Here is a 13,873-nt window from a genome sequence, read left to right on the forward strand (position 1 = left end):
CGGGCTTCTGCCCGGCTTATTTTTTTGCAACCACGCCGATCTGGTCCAGAAACCGTTCGATCCCCGTGGGCACAGAATCGCTGCGACCTGCCATTTCTGCCTTGAGTGCATCGAACCGCACCCGAAGCGCGGTCTTCTCGGCGCCCTTGCAATCGTTCCAGGGCCGTCCCTGCAATCCCATGACCAGAACGTAGTAGCCGATGAAATGCGGCCGCATCCCCGAGAGCAACAGTCGCCGGTACGCCTCGTCCGCACCCATTTCGCGCAGCGCTTCGGCCGAACCGATCCCCGCCTTGGCGCAGGCCTCCTCCATCGCGGGCCCGAGGTTGCGGATGGAAGAGACCGGCTCGGACATCACGCGGCTTGTGCCAAACCGGCGGCAAAGGAGCACAGCCTGTGCAGCGCCGCCTCGAACTGGCTGTCCTCCAGCGTCATCGCCACCCGCACATGCCCCGCCGCCGATGTGCCAAAGCTCTCGCCCGGCATGACCGCGATGTGATGCGCATCCAGCAGCGCATTGGCGAAACCCTCGCCGCTCAGCCCGGTGGCCCGCACATCCAGCATGACATACATCGCGCCCTGCGCCGGGATCATCCGAACCAGGTCCTGTTTCGCCAGCACCCGTTCGGCGATGGCGCGCCGACGCTGGAACGGCTCGGCCACCTGCAGCTCCAGCTCGGCACCTGCCCGCAAGGCGAAGAGGGCGGCGTCCTGGATATAGCCCGGCACGCCGTAGGTGGTGTTGGTCGCCAGATCGACAAGGCAGGTGATGACCTCTTCCGGCCCGACGATCCAGCCGATCCGGCTCCCGGTCATGGCGTGGCTTTTGGACATTGACCCGATCACCAGAGTGCGCTCGGCCATGTGGGGCAGGGCGCGCGGGCTCAGATGGGCGCCCTCCCAGACCTGGCTGTCATAGACCTCGTCCGAGATCAGCCACATGTCCCGCACCGTCACCACGTCCGCAATGTCCTGCAAGGTGTGACGCGGATAGACCGCCCCGGTGGGGTTGTTCGGCGTGTTGATCAGCAGCGATGCAGCCCCTTCGCTGGCTTGCTCCAGCGCGGCGCCTTCGGGCAGGAACCCCTGCGAAGAGCGCGTGGCCACCACGCGCGGCACGGCCCCCGCCGACCGCACGACGCCGGGATAGGTTGCGTAATAGGGATCGACGATCAGCCCCACATCGCCCGGGCTGCACACCGCCATGTGCGCCGCGAACAGCCCCGCCTGACCCCCCGGCGTGATCAGCACGTTCTCGCGCGAGGTGGGCACGCCCGATTGCGCCTCGATTCTTGCGGCAACCGCGTCGCGCAAGGCGCTGACGCCGGGGACGATCGCATAGCCGGTATGGCCGCCCCTTGCACTGTCATACATCGCGCGCAGGATCGACGGATCGGTGCCGATGTCATGCTCGCCTATGGTCAATTCGGTCACCGGCACACCGGCCGCGATCATGGCGCGGGCGCGGTAGAACACGTCCCACCCGTCCGATCCGTCCCCGTTGAGCGTGGTGATGCGTTGCGACAATGCTGGCATGGAGCCCTCCGACCGGTTCGGTCAACACCTGCCAGAGCCGGTGGCACAAAGTCCAGATCGAAGCGCTGCCATTCTTGACGGCGCGCGCCAAATCTGGCTATCTCGTCTGCATGACCCGTATCGCAACATGCCTCTGCTGCATCATCCGCTAATCCACCTGGCGGGCCGGTCTTCTATTCCAATATCGAAGTGAAGTTGCTACTCCCGCCGCAATCCCGGCCCGCGAGGAGCATCCATGACGATCCACCTGACCAACACCGCCACGCGCCAGAAAGAGCCGTTTGTCCCGCTCGACCCGGACAACGTGCGGATGTATGTCTGCGGGCCCACCGTCTATGACCGCGCGCATCTTGGAAATGCGCGCCCCGTCATCGTGTTCGACGTGCTCTACCGTCTGCTGCGCCATGTCTACGGCGTGGATCACGTCACTTACGTGCGCAACTTCACCGATGTGGATGACAAGATCAATGCGCGCGCGGCGGAGTCCGGGCGCAGCATCGGCGACATCACCGACGAGACGACGCAATGGTATCTGGAGGACATGGCCGCCGTCGGTGCGCTGGAACCCTCCATTCGCGGGGCGAACCACGACAAGGCCATGCCCCGCGCCACCGCCTATATCGCCGAAATGATTGCGATGATCGAGGACCTGATCGCCAAGGGTTTTGCCTACACTGCACCCATTAGCTTCGGGCATAATTCCAAAGCGGTTTATTTCAATGCCGAGAAAGCTCCGGAACATGCATTCTTCGAAGTTGAAAAATACTCCAGATACGGAGTGCTATCAGGGCGCACCGTTGATGAAATGATATCGGGTGCTCGATCAGAACGAGGAGAGGGCAAAAGAAGCCCAATGGATTTCGTCCTCTGGAAGCCATCAACAATCGACCAACCTGATTGGGAAAGTCCCTGGGGACGAGGACGACCCGGCTGGCATATCGAGTGCTCTGCTATGGCTAAGTCGCTCTTGGGTAGTACCTTCGACATCCACGGCGGCGGCAACGACCTGATGTTCCCGCACCACGAAAACGAGATTGCCCAGAGCTGCTGCGCCAATGGTACCGAAAAGATGGCAAACTTCTGGCTGCACAACGAGATGTTGCAGGTCGAGGGCAAGAAGATGTCCAAGTCGCTCGGCAATTTCTTTACCGTACGGGATTTGCTGGATCAGGGCGTGCCGGGCGAGGTGATCCGGTTCGTGTTCCTGTCGACGCATTATCGCAAGCCGATGGATTGGACGGCTGAGAAGGCACGAGAGGCTAAAGACACTTTGCAAAGCTGGTACAATTTGACTGATGGAGTGCAGTCATCGGGAAAAGCTAGCTTTCAATTGATTGACGCGCTTTCTGATGATCTAAACACACCTCTCGCGCTTTCTATCCTCCATGAGATCGCAAGGAGTGGTTCCGCGAAAGAGCTTAAGCTGGGTATGCAACTGCTTGGCTTCACCAATCCCGAACAACTTGATTGGTGGCGGACAGAAACGGTCTTTCTGCCCGGGACATTTTCAAGTGGTTCTACCCCGCTTTACCTGAATGAAATCGTTCCATTTTTGCGAAAGTGGCAGGATCTGCGATTGGCAAAGGACTACGTCGCTGCTGATGCACTGAAAGTGAAATTGGAAAAAACAGGTCTCAGGATTTCAAATTCGACTTCTGGTCCAACGGCGGTTGTTCCGTATGGCTTTGACCCATCGAAACTGGAAGACATCTGATGTCCCTCCGTTCTAACCACTGCGCCCGGCGGCACGCCGGGCAGCCCCCGACCGCCCCGTTTTGCCGAAGGCAAACCTTCGGTTTGACGGGCGGGGGCTTCTCCCCCGCCCGCGGTCGGGGACTGCCCTCTGATCACGAGAACCTGCAATGACCAAAACTCGCCTCACCCTCTACGATACAACGCTGCGCGACGGGCAGCAGACGCAGGGCGTGCAGTTCTCGACCCCCGAGAAACACCGCATCGTCGCCGCGCTCGATGCGCTTGGCATCGACTATATCGAGGGCGGCTGGCCCGGTGCGAACCCCACCGACAGCGCCTTTTTCGACGAGGTCGGTCACACCAAAGCCACCGTCACCGCCTTCGGCATGACCAAGCGCGCGGGTCGGTCGGCAGAGAATGACGACGTTCTGGCAGCGGTCATGAACGCGGGAACCAAATCCGTTTGCCTCGTCGGCAAGACGCATGATTTCCACGTCACCACCGCCCTTGGCATCACGCTGGACGAAAATGTCGAGAACATCCGCGCCTCGGTGGCGCATGTCGTGGCGCAGGGGCGCGAGGCGCTGTTCGATGCGGAACACTTCTTCGACGGCTACACCGCCAACCCGGATTACGCTCTGACCTGCCTGCACGCCGCTTATGAGGCAGGCGCCCGCTGGGTCGTGCTCTGCGACACCAATGGCGGCACACTGCCTGCCGAGGTGGGCCGGATCACCCAAGCCGTGATCGCCTCCGGCATCTCCGGCGACCGTGTCGGCATCCACACCCACAACGACACCGAAATGGCCGTCGCAGCGACGCTCGCTGCCGTCGATGCGGGCGTTCGGCAGATCCAGGGCACGCTGAACGGGCTGGGCGAACGCTGCGGCAACGCCAACCTGACGGCGCTGATCCCGACGCTGCTGCTCAAGGAACCTTACGCCAGTACCTACGAGACCGGTGTGACGCTTGAGGCACTGGAGGGCATGACGCAGATCAGCCGGATGCTGGACGAGATCCTGAACCGCGTGCCGCTCAAGCAATCGGCCTACGTCGGATCGTCCGCCTTTGCCCACAAGGCGGGGCTGCATGCCAGCGCGATCCTCAAGGACCCGACGACTTACGAACATGTCGAGCCCGGTCTGGTGGGCAACCGCCGCATCATCCCGATGTCGAATCAGGCGGGGCAGTCGAACCTGCGCCGCCGTCTGGCCGAGGCGGGGATCGAGGTGCCGGACAAGGACCCTGCACTGGCGCGTATTCTGGACCGGATCAAGGCGCGCGAGGCCGAAGGCTATTCCTACGACACCGCGCAGGCGAGTTTCGAACTTCTGGCCCGCGACGAGCTGGGCCAATTGCCCGAGTTCTTCGAGGTCAAGCGCTACCGCGTGACGGTGGAGCGGCGGAAGAACAAGTACAACACCATGATCTCGCATTCCGAAGCGGTCGTCGTGGTCAAGGTTGGCGACGAAAAGAAGCTGTCGGTCAGCGAATCGATGGACGATCTGGGCAATGATCGCGGCCCGGTGAACGCGCTGTCCAAGGCGCTGGCCAAGGATCTTGGGCCGTATCAAGAGGTGATCGACGATCTGCGGCTGGTCGACTTCAAGGTGCGCATCACCCAAGGTGGCACCGAGGCCGTGACCCGCGTCATCATCGACAGCGAGGACGGGCAGGGGCGGCGCTGGTCCACCGTGGGGGTGAGCGCCAACATCATCGACGCGTCCTTCGAGGCGCTTTTGGATGCCGTGCGCTGGAAACTGGTGCGGGATGTGCAGCCGGAATGAGTTTCGATGCCGACCTCATCGCCTGCGCGCAGCTGGTCGAACGGGGTGATCCGGACCGGTTTGCCGCAACGATGGCGGCCTCGGTCGAGGCGCGCAAGGTGCTGTTCCCGATCTACGCCTTCAACGTCGAGGTGTCGCGCGCGCCGTGGCTGACGCAGGAAGCGATCATCGCCGAGATGCGCTTGCAATGGTGGACCGACGCGCTGGAAGAGATTGCCTCGGGCGGTCTGGTGCGGCGGCACGAGGTTGTGACCTCGCTTGCGCATGTGCTGGATGCGAACTCCGCGCGGCAGTTGCAGCGTGTGACGCAGGCGCGGCTCTGGGATGTTTATCGCGATCCGTTTGAAGATCAGGCGGCATTTTCAAGATATATCGAAGACACATCCGCGTCCCTTCTGCTGGCCGCGTCGCAGGCCCTGGGCAATCAGATGCCTGACGCCTTGACCGATCTTGGCTATGCCACGGGGCTCGCGCAGTTCCTGCGCGCGGTGCCCGAGCTGGAACGTTTGGGGCGGCGGCCCCTGGTGGATGGTCGGCCCGACGCGGTGCGTGCGCTTGCGGCGGAAGGATTGGAGCGTTTGGCACAATCCCGACGCGCCCGGTCACAGATCCCGGCCAAGGCCGGGCCCATCGCGCTGACGGCATGGCAGGCCGGACCGATCCTGAAACAGGCGCGATCCGATCCGCGACGCGTGGCGGATGGTACGCTTGGTATGCCCGAAGCGCACAAAAAACTGCGCCTTATGTGGCAGGCCGCAACCGGCCGTTGGTAACTCAGAACGCAAGCGCCACGCTGCATCCCAACCCGGTGGCGAGGATATCCGCCGGATCGCCGACATCATCGACCAGTTCCTTGAGAACCCCGACACCGATCGCGGCCAGACAGCCCGCCGCCGGGTTGCCGGTTTCCTTAGTCACGACATGGGACACCGCCGCACCAACCGCGAAATGCGCGGCCTTGTCGTAATGTTGGCATCCGGCAAGCAGGGGCAGGGTGAAGAGCAGACATCGAAACATGGCAGGCACCGTTCTGGTGAAAGAGGCCTTCACCATGCGCCGCAGGTCTGAAGGCCGCGTTACCTGCGCCCAAGCAAACTCCGTTGCATTTTAACGATCAGATCGACCGTTCCCTGGGCTGGAACATCAGCCAGATCAAGGCACCACCGGCCAGCACCAGGAATGGCGCCATCGCCATGTTCACGGCACTCCAGCCTTCGACCGGGGTGCCGCCCGAACAGTTCAGCAACCCGCCAGAGGCCAATGACGCGATGGTCACACCGCCGAAGACCAGAACGTCGTTCATGCCCTGCACACGGCCTCGCTCGTGCGGTTCATGTGCTGCGGTCAGCATGGCGGTGGCGCCGATGAAGCCGAAGTTCCAGCCAAAGCCCAGCAGGATGAGCGCGATGTAGAAGTTCGCGATATCAACGCCTTGCAGGGCGACAGCCCCCGCAGCGGCAAGGATCACCAAGCCGGTGGCGACGATCTTTTCCACGCCGAAGCGCACGATCAGATGGCCTGTAAAGAAGGATGGCGCGAACATTGCCAGCACATGCGCCGACACGATGTCGGCGGCGTTCCCGGCGGTATAGCCGCAGCCAACCACGGCCAAGGGTGTCGAGGTCATGACGAGGTTCATCAGCGCATAGGTCACCATCGCGCAGATGATCGCCACGGCGATGCGCGGTGTCTTGAGCAGCTCGAGCCGGGTGCGTCCCTTGGGGTCGTCGGCATGGGGCGCCTTGGGTTTCGGGATGTCGAGGAAGAGAAACAACGTCGCGCCGATGACGTTCAGCGCAATCGCCGCAAGGTAGGTGCCGAGGAACGGCACGACATACCAATCCGCCGTTCCCTTGACCAGTTGCGGCCCGATCACCGCAGCGGCGAGCCCCCCGGCCATGACATAGGAAATCGCCTTGGGGCGAAATTCGTCCGTGGCCGTGTCTGCTGCGGCGAAGCGGTAAAAGCCCTGTGCCGACATGTAGATGCCGGTCAGGAAGCTGCCCAGCAGGAAGACCGGGAAGGACGCGATATAGAGCCCGTAGGCCCCGATCGCCCCGCCCAGCGCGCCGCCCAGAGCACCCACGGCGAACCCGGCGCGGCGGCCGTATTTCTGCATGAAGGCGGAAATCGGCGTGGCCGTGACCATCGACCCCAGCACGATCAGCGAGATCGGCAGCGTGGCGAAACAGATGTTCGACGCCAGCGACTGCCCGGCCAGACCGCCCACCGTGAACAGCATCGGCATCTGTGCGCCAAGGATGGCTTGGGCCAGAACCAGGACAAACACGTTGCGCTTGGCGCGGCGGTTTTCGGTGGCGTCGTCGGGGGAGGCGTGGTCAATTGTGCTCATGTCGCAAGCCGTATGCCCAAATTCAAATTCCTGCAAGTGTGCCTGCGCCCGAATGGCGGTTTTGTAAGCGGCTGGAATGACGGTTTTCGACGGCTCAAATTCGGCGAACTATGGCTCTGTGACGATCCTTGGCGGATCGGCTGAAGCACGTGATCTGGCAGCACATCTGGGTGCGCGGGCGCGGCTCTGGCTGCCTGCGCGGGACCGGATGACCGGGCAGGGTGGATCTGACCTCGCAACCTTGTCCGAGCTTGTGCACGCGGCAGAGGCGCTGGTGATCGCGCCACATCCTTGCGATGTGGACAGTCTGACATTGGGTGCGCGTGTGGCCGCACAGAGCGCCGTGCCGCATGTCACGCTGGCGCGTCCGGAATGGCGGGCCACGCGGCGGGATCGCTGGATCATCCTGCGCTCTGCACGTGACGCGGCGCGGGCGATTCCCGCAGGGTCTCGCGTGCTGGTCACCCTGGGCCGGCCTGCGCTGCGCGAGATGCGGGCGCTGCGCCACGCGCATCTCTTCGTTCGGCAACTGACGGCCCATTCCGATCCGTTCCCGCTGGCGCATGGCCGCTACCTGCACGGGACAGCCCCCTTTACCGTGGCGCAGGAGATCGGACTGATGCGCAGGTTCCGGATCGACGCTGTGCTGACCCGCAACGCAGGAGGGCCGGGTGGCTGGCCGAAGATCGCCGCGGCCCGTGCGTTGGGCCTGCCGGTCTATATGGTGGCACGGCCGCGCATCACCTCCGGGCCTGTGGTGGCCTCGGTCGACGCGGCACTGGATTGGATGGGAGAGCGCCTGTGGTTGGACGGCTGATCGAAACGGAGGCTTGCGTGGCCGAAGGCGCCGACTGGCTGGCGCGCACCGAGCCGCGCTTTGCCCATGCGCTGGAACAGACCGGTCCGCTGCCGCTGCGGCGCAAGCCGGACGGGTTTGCGCAATTGCTCAGTGCCATCGTCAGCCAGCAGGTCAGCGTCGCCTCGGCCCGCGCGATCTGGGGCAAGCTGGAGGAGGCGGGCGCTGTGACGCCCGACGCGGTATGGGCGTGTGGACAGGACGGCTTGCGCGATCTGGGCCTCAGCCGTCAGAAAGCACGCTATGCCTGTGCGCTTGCCGAAGCATCGATCGACTATGACGCGTTGCGCGATGAACCCGATGACGAGGTCATCAAGACACTGACCGCCGTGACCGGCGTCGGCGTCTGGACCGCCGAGATCTACGCCATGTTCTCGCTTGGCCGGGCGGATGTGTTCGCGCCGGGAGATCTGGCCCTGCAGGAAAGCGCCCGCATGCTGTTCGATCTGCCCGAACGGCCAAAGGAAAAGCCGCTCCGCCAGATGGCCGAGGCATGGAGCCCTTGGAGATCGGTTGCGGCGCGCGCGCTCTGGGCCTACTACCATGTCGCAAAGGATCGAGAGGGGATCGCATGACACGGGTGTTGAACGCAGGTCGCAAGGAACCGGTTTCCGGTGAAATCCGCTCTGCCGTGGTGTTTCTGCACGGCTACGGGGCCAATGGCGCGGACCTTCTGGGGCTGGCCGATCCGATGGGCGAACACCTGCCCGACACGCTGTTCGTGGCGCCCGATGCGCCCGAGGCCTGCGCAGGTGCGCCGTTCGGGTTTCAATGGTTCCCGATCCCGTGGATCGACGGGTCGTCGGAAGAGGAATCCATGTCTGGCATGGCCAGCGCGGTCAACGATCTGAACGCGTTTCTCGATGCGCTGATGGTGGACGAGGACCTGTTGCCGGAACAGGTGGTGTTGTTCGGCTTCAGCCAGGGTACGATGATGGGCCTGCATGTCGCGCCGCGCCGCGAAGACCCGATTGCCGGGATGGTGGCCTTTTCCGGACGGTTGCTGGCACCGGAACTGCTGGCCGACGAGGTGGAGAGCCGCTTTCCGATCCTGCTGGTGCATGGCGATCAGGATGACGTGGTCCCGCCGCAAGCCCTGCCAGACGCGGCAGAAGCGCTGCAGAACGCGGGTTGGGAAGACGTGTTCGCCCATATCATGAAGGGCACCGCGCATGGAATCGCGCCCGATGGTCTGTCGGTGGCGCTGGCCTTCATGCGGGACAAGTGCAACCTCTGACGCGGCTCAGGCCAGACCGTCCACCAGTTCGAGGAAATCCGGATACCGCGTGACGAACTGCGCGTGCTGGTCGGGAAATCGCTCTGCGAACAGATCCAGATGCGCGCGGCATTCCACCGGGCGGCCCAGACGGCGGGCCAGCCAGATGCAGCGCACAATCGGGCGCTGGTCGCGGGGGTGCAGCGCGATCTTCTGCTGGAACCCGTGATACATCCCGCCCAGATCGCGGCTCAGGTGACATTGGTGGATATAGACATCCAGCAGCCTGTCCCTGTGCTGCGCCGAAGCCTTTTCCAGCGCGCGCAGGGCCTCGGCCTTGAGGTCGCGGGCAGACAGGTCGAAAAAGAATCGGTTTGAGATCAGATCGTCGATCAGACGGTGATAGCGGTTGCGGTACCTGTCGAAGGAATAGTGCTCGACCGAGGCGGCACAGCCCGCTGCGTAGCGGTCACGGGAGTGATGCAGCTCGAGGATGGCCGCCGCGATGGCGTCGATATCGCCGGGCTGCACCAACTCGCCATTTTGCCCCGGCCGGATCAATTCCCGCGGCCCGTAATCCACGTCATAGCTGATGACCGGGCAGTCGCAGCTCAGCGCTTCGAGCAGCGCGAGGCCGAAGCCTTCGGTCATGGTCGGCGCAAGCGAGAAGAGGCTTTGGCTGAACACCTGAGCGGCGTTCGCGGTGTGGCCCATCAGGTGCACCCGGTCGCCGCACTCATGATGGTCGATCAATTGCTGCAACCGCGCCTCGCCCAACCCCGAGCCGTAGATCAGGTAGTTGGTGTCCGGGATCCGGTGCATCACGCGCACGAAGGCCTCGATGCACTGGTGGATCGGCTTGCCCGTCAACTCGAGCCGCGACACGGTGCAGATATGGGCACGAGGGCCGATGGCGGTAAGGCGCGCGTTGGTGAAATGTGGAATCACGCGGATCGGGGCCTTGTGCGCAACCTCCGACTCCAATCGCGCCTTGTGCACAGTCGTCGCCGTGATGATCGCATCGCCATCGAACGCTTCGATCAACCCGCGTGACCGGGGCACGATCTTTCCCGAGGGGTTGCGGTGATCGGCATGCAGGAAGAGCACCTTGCGCGCCGGGATCGGCCGCGACAGGTAGGCCGATGTCACACCGTCGATGAACACGATCGCGTCTTCCGGGAAATGCCGCAACACCAAGGCGCGGTGATGGGCGACATCCTCCCTGAAGGTGCGGCCCAGCGAGAAATCCTCGATCTCGACCAGCGCCCCGTGTTCGCGCAATGCCCGGCAGCGGGGCCTTCCACCGACAAAGGCCGTCCGGTCGACGCACCCGTCGCCATGGGCGTCGCGGCTTTCGATCAGATGGTCGTCAATGTATTTCAGCCGGATGTCGCGGGTCGGGTCCGTCAGGATATGCCGCGTGGTCATCACTCCGGCGGCGGTCTGCTCTAGGCTGTCGCGCATCACGGGCGCGCCGTCCTTGAGGTAGGTGATGCGCTCCTTCCGGCCTGTCTTGATCTTGCTGTCGTCCCATTCGGGCAGGGCAGGCGCGTCTTGCAGTGGCAGGCCTTCCGGCGCGCAGATCTCGTAGATCGACTGCTGGGTGATCCGCGGGTCCAATCGCCCCGCCGCGACCAGTTCGGCAAAGGCGATCTTCTGGTTGCAGCCATGTTGCAGGTTGAGCAGCGTCACCCGCGTTCCGTCGCGATCCGCCAGCAGGTTCATCCGGGTGAAGACCGCGTTGATCTTGCCGCCACCCACATTGGCGCCCAACTTGGGCAAGATACAGATGACATGGGCGCTGGCGGGGTCAGGCATCGGGGACGGGTCTTTGTGCTGCTCGCCCTCAGCGTCGATCAAGCGCGGCCCGGACGCAATGATTTTCGGTCAGCGGCGTCCTGTCAGCCGCGCCAGATCCATCCACCGCCCAAAATGCGGCTGCCGTCGGTCTGGTAGAACACGCAGGCCTGACCCGGCGACACCCCTTCCTCGGGGGTCAGCAGTTCCACCTCGGCTTCGGTCGCAGACAGGGGCCGTATGATCGCCTCGCGCGGCGGGCGGGTCGAGCGGACCTTGACCGACACATGCCACTCGGGCCGGCTGTCAAAGGGGGTGTCGCCCAGCCAGTTGATCTCGCGCACCGGGATCGTGCGGGTGGACAGCAAGTCTTTCGGCCCGACGATCACCTGCTTGGCGTCCACATCCAGCCTGACCACGTAAAGCGGCTCGTCCAGCCCGCCGATGCCAAGCCCCCGGCGCTGGCCGATCGTATAGTGGATCACGCCGTTATGCGTGCCCAGAACGCGACCATCGGCATGTACGATTTCGCCGGGTTCCGCCGCACCGGGGCGAAGTTTCTCGATCACCTGCGCGTAGTTGCCGTTCGGCACAAAGCAGATGTCCTGGCTGTCGGGCTTGTCGGCCACCTGCAGGCCATATCGCGCCGCCAGTTCGCGGGTCGCGTCCTTGGAGGGCAGGTGGCCCAGCGGAAAGCGCAGGTAATCAAGCTGTTCCGGCGTGGTCGAGAACAGGAAATAGCTCTGGTCGCGGTTCGCATCCTCGGCGCTGTGCAGCTCGGGGCCGTGTTCGCCCATCTTGCGCTGGATGTAATGCCCGGTCGCCATGCAGTCTGCTTCAAGGTCCTTGGCGGTCTCCAGCAGGTCCTTGAACTTCACGCGCTCGTTGCAGCGGATGCAGGGCACAGGTGTCGCGCCCGCCAGATAGCTGTCGGCGAATTCGTCGATCACCGCATCCTTGAAGATATTCTCGTAATCCAGCACGTAATGCGGAAAGCCCATATCCTCGGCCACGCGGCGCGCATCGTGGATGTCGAGGCCGGCGCAACACGCGCCCTTCTTGGCCAGCGCCGCGCCGTGATCGTAAAGCTGCAACGTCACGCCGACGACATCATAGCCTTCCTCGGCCAGTTGCGCTGCGACAACCGAACTGTCCACGCCGCCCGACATGGCCACGACCACGCGGGTTTCCGCAGGCGGCTTGGCGAATCCAAGCGAATTGAGGGTCGGCACATCGAGGGCCATTGGGGAGTCTCCGGTCGGTGAGGCTGATCGCGCGAAATATAGGCAAATCCGACATACTCTCAACCCTTGGCTTCACGTCACATTAAGGCTGACCCCGCAAAAGTTCCCGAAAGCTGAAATTCAGGGCTTGGAAAGGGCCGGAACATGTATCTCAAGAAAGCAAACGGCCCCCGCACGGTCACGCTTGCCGATGGCACGATCCTGTCGCGCGCTGATCTGCCGCCGCCCAACACCTATCGCTGGGTGGCATCGCGCAAGGCGATTGTCGTCGATGCGGTGGTGCACCAGTTGCTGTCCCGCAAGGAAGCAATGGCGCGCTACGATCTCAGTGACGAGGAACTCGATGCGTGGATCGCCGCATCGCTCTTGCACGGACGCGATGCGCTCAAGGCGACAGCGGTGCAGAGGTTCAGGTGAGCGCTGCGTGTTTAGACAATCTTAAGTTGTTTTTCTTCTGGTGTGCATGCTAACCTAAGGTTAACCTTTTGCGTCCAGAGTGACTGGTGCCGGACGTTGACATTGCGGAGAAACTGGATGCGCGTACTCTTGGTCGAAGACGACCCGACGACGTCGAAAAGCATCGAATTGATGCTGGGTAATGCCAATCTGAACGTCTATTCCACCGATCTGGGGGAAGAAGGCATCGATCTGGCCAAGCTGTATGACTATGATTTGATCCTGCTTGATCTGAACCTGCCCGACATGAACGGCTTTGATGTGCTGCGACAATTGCGCCTTGCACGTATCGAAACGCCGATCCTGATCCTGTCGGGCAACGATGCCAGCGAGGACAAGATCAAGGGATTCGGTTTCGGGGCCGATGACTACCTCACCAAACCGTTTCACCGCGAGGAACTGATCGCACGGATTCACGCCATCATCCGCCGGTCCAAGGGGCATTCCCAGTCGATCATCCGCACCGGCAAGGTCGAGGTCAATCTCGACGCCAAGACGGTGCAGGTCGAGGGCAACACGGTGCACCTGACGGGCAAGGAATACCAGATGCTCGAACTGCTGAGCCTGCGCAAGGGAACCACCCTGACGAAGGAGATGTTTCTCAACCATCTCTACGGCGGCATGGATGAACCCGAGTTGAAGATCATCGACGTGTTCATCTGCAAACTGCGCAAGAAACTCTCCGAAGCGACGGGTGATGGCAGCCATATCGAAACCGTCTGGGGCCGTGGCTATGTGCTGCGCGACCCCGAGGTTGAGGAAAACGGGCGCATCGCCATAGGGGCGTGACGCCCGGGTGACGCCGGGTGACACTGACAGGGCAGTCCTCCGTCTGATGCAGGCGGCTGTGCCCTGTTCCCGAAGTGCCAATCCCAAAGCCGCAAGTTCTGCCGGTGCATGTCGTTTCAAATCTGGACGCTGTCCGACCCCGGG

At 63.1% G+C, this 13,873-nt stretch carries 14 protein-coding genes; 8 read left to right on the forward strand and 6 right to left on the reverse strand.

Annotated features, from left to right (window positions below):
* Positions 1 to 16 precede the first annotated feature (16 nt).
* Positions 17 to 355, reverse strand: a complete 339-nt coding sequence (locus IEV82_RS06110) for a TfoX/Sxy family protein (RefSeq protein ID WP_188481080.1) — start codon at positions 353 to 355, stop codon at positions 17 to 19.
* Positions 355 to 1,536, reverse strand: coding sequence for a pyridoxal phosphate-dependent aminotransferase (locus tag IEV82_RS06115; protein WP_188481081.1), 1,182 nt, complete (start codon positions 1,534 to 1,536; stop codon positions 355 to 357). The genes IEV82_RS06110 and IEV82_RS06115 overlap by 1 nt, the downstream gene beginning before the upstream one ends.
* A gap of 235 nt (positions 1,537 to 1,771) precedes the next feature.
* On the opposite strand from IEV82_RS06115, the gene cysS reads away from it, so the two are divergent.
* The 3 genes from cysS to IEV82_RS06130 all read left to right on the forward strand — a co-directional run bounded on the left by cysS (position 1,772) and on the right by IEV82_RS06130 (position 5,791).
* Positions 1,772 to 3,250 carry a cysteine--tRNA ligase gene (gene cysS, locus IEV82_RS06120; RefSeq protein WP_188481082.1) on the forward strand — a complete coding sequence of 493 codons (1,479 nt, stop codon included), beginning with the start codon at positions 1,772 to 1,774 and terminating at the stop codon, positions 3,248 to 3,250.
* A 148-nt stretch (positions 3,251 to 3,398) separates the two neighbouring features.
* Positions 3,399 to 5,018 carry a citramalate synthase gene (cimA, locus tag IEV82_RS06125; protein ID WP_188481083.1) on the forward strand — a complete coding sequence of 540 codons (1,620 nt, stop codon included), beginning with the start codon at positions 3,399 to 3,401 and terminating at the stop codon, positions 5,016 to 5,018.
* Positions 5,015 to 5,791 (forward strand): squalene/phytoene synthase family protein, encoded by a 777-nt coding sequence (locus IEV82_RS06130; protein ID WP_188481084.1) that lies wholly within the window; start codon positions 5,015 to 5,017, stop codon positions 5,789 to 5,791. The genes cimA and IEV82_RS06130 overlap by 4 nt, the downstream gene beginning before the upstream one ends.
* Before the next feature lies 1 nt (position 5,792).
* On the opposite strand, the gene IEV82_RS06135 is transcribed toward IEV82_RS06130, so the two are convergent.
* Both IEV82_RS06135 and IEV82_RS06140 read right to left on the reverse strand, forming a co-directional pair.
* Positions 5,793 to 6,035 (reverse strand): YfiM family lipoprotein, encoded by a 243-nt coding sequence (locus IEV82_RS06135; RefSeq protein WP_188481085.1) that lies wholly within the window; start codon positions 6,033 to 6,035, stop codon positions 5,793 to 5,795.
* A gap of 97 nt (positions 6,036 to 6,132) precedes the next feature.
* Complete coding sequence (locus IEV82_RS06140) at positions 6,133 to 7,371, reverse strand: MFS transporter (protein ID WP_188481086.1); 1,239 nt, start codon at positions 7,369 to 7,371, stop codon at positions 6,133 to 6,135.
* 76 nt (positions 7,372 to 7,447) lie between these two features.
* Between IEV82_RS06140 and IEV82_RS06145 the strand changes: the two genes are divergently transcribed.
* From IEV82_RS06145 to IEV82_RS06155, 3 genes are read left to right on the forward strand one after another with little or no spacing between them, the layout of a single operon-like run.
* A complete protein-coding gene (locus tag IEV82_RS06145; protein WP_188481087.1) occupies positions 7,448 to 8,188 on the forward strand; it encodes a precorrin-6A/cobalt-precorrin-6A reductase in 741 nt (246 codons plus the stop codon).
* Positions 8,173 to 8,802 (forward strand): DNA-3-methyladenine glycosylase family protein, encoded by a 630-nt coding sequence (locus tag IEV82_RS06150; protein ID WP_188481088.1) that lies wholly within the window; start codon positions 8,173 to 8,175, stop codon positions 8,800 to 8,802. Before IEV82_RS06145 ends, IEV82_RS06150 begins: the two co-directional genes overlap by 16 nt.
* Positions 8,799 to 9,464, forward strand: a complete 666-nt coding sequence (locus IEV82_RS06155; RefSeq protein WP_188481089.1) for an alpha/beta hydrolase — start codon at positions 8,799 to 8,801, stop codon at positions 9,462 to 9,464. The genes IEV82_RS06150 and IEV82_RS06155 overlap by 4 nt, the downstream gene beginning before the upstream one ends.
* A gap of 6 nt (positions 9,465 to 9,470) precedes the next feature.
* Here the strand turns inward: IEV82_RS06155 and IEV82_RS06160 are convergent, their stop codons facing one another.
* On the reverse strand, positions 9,471 to 11,261 hold the full coding sequence (locus IEV82_RS06160) for a glycosyltransferase (protein ID WP_188481090.1): 1,791 nt from the start codon (positions 11,259 to 11,261) through the stop codon (positions 9,471 to 9,473).
* 83 nt (positions 11,262 to 11,344) lie between these two features.
* On the reverse strand, positions 11,345 to 12,484 hold the full coding sequence (gene mnmA, locus IEV82_RS06165) for a tRNA 2-thiouridine(34) synthase MnmA (RefSeq protein WP_188481091.1): 1,140 nt from the start codon (positions 12,482 to 12,484) through the stop codon (positions 11,345 to 11,347).
* A gap of 144 nt (positions 12,485 to 12,628) precedes the next feature.
* On the opposite strand from mnmA, the gene sciP reads away from it, so the two are divergent.
* On the forward strand, positions 12,629 to 12,901 hold the full coding sequence (sciP, locus tag IEV82_RS06170) for a CtrA inhibitor SciP (RefSeq protein WP_188481092.1): 273 nt from the start codon (positions 12,629 to 12,631) through the stop codon (positions 12,899 to 12,901).
* Between the two features lie 117 nt (positions 12,902 to 13,018).
* Positions 13,019 to 13,729 carry a response regulator transcription factor CtrA gene (gene ctrA / locus IEV82_RS06175; protein WP_188481093.1) on the forward strand — a complete coding sequence of 237 codons (711 nt, stop codon included), beginning with the start codon at positions 13,019 to 13,021 and terminating at the stop codon, positions 13,727 to 13,729.
* Positions 13,730 to 13,873 lie beyond the last annotated feature (144 nt).

This window comes from Marivita lacus, from assembly GCF_014637725.1.
Lineage (GTDB): Bacteria > Pseudomonadota > Alphaproteobacteria > Rhodobacterales > Rhodobacteraceae > Marivita > Marivita lacus.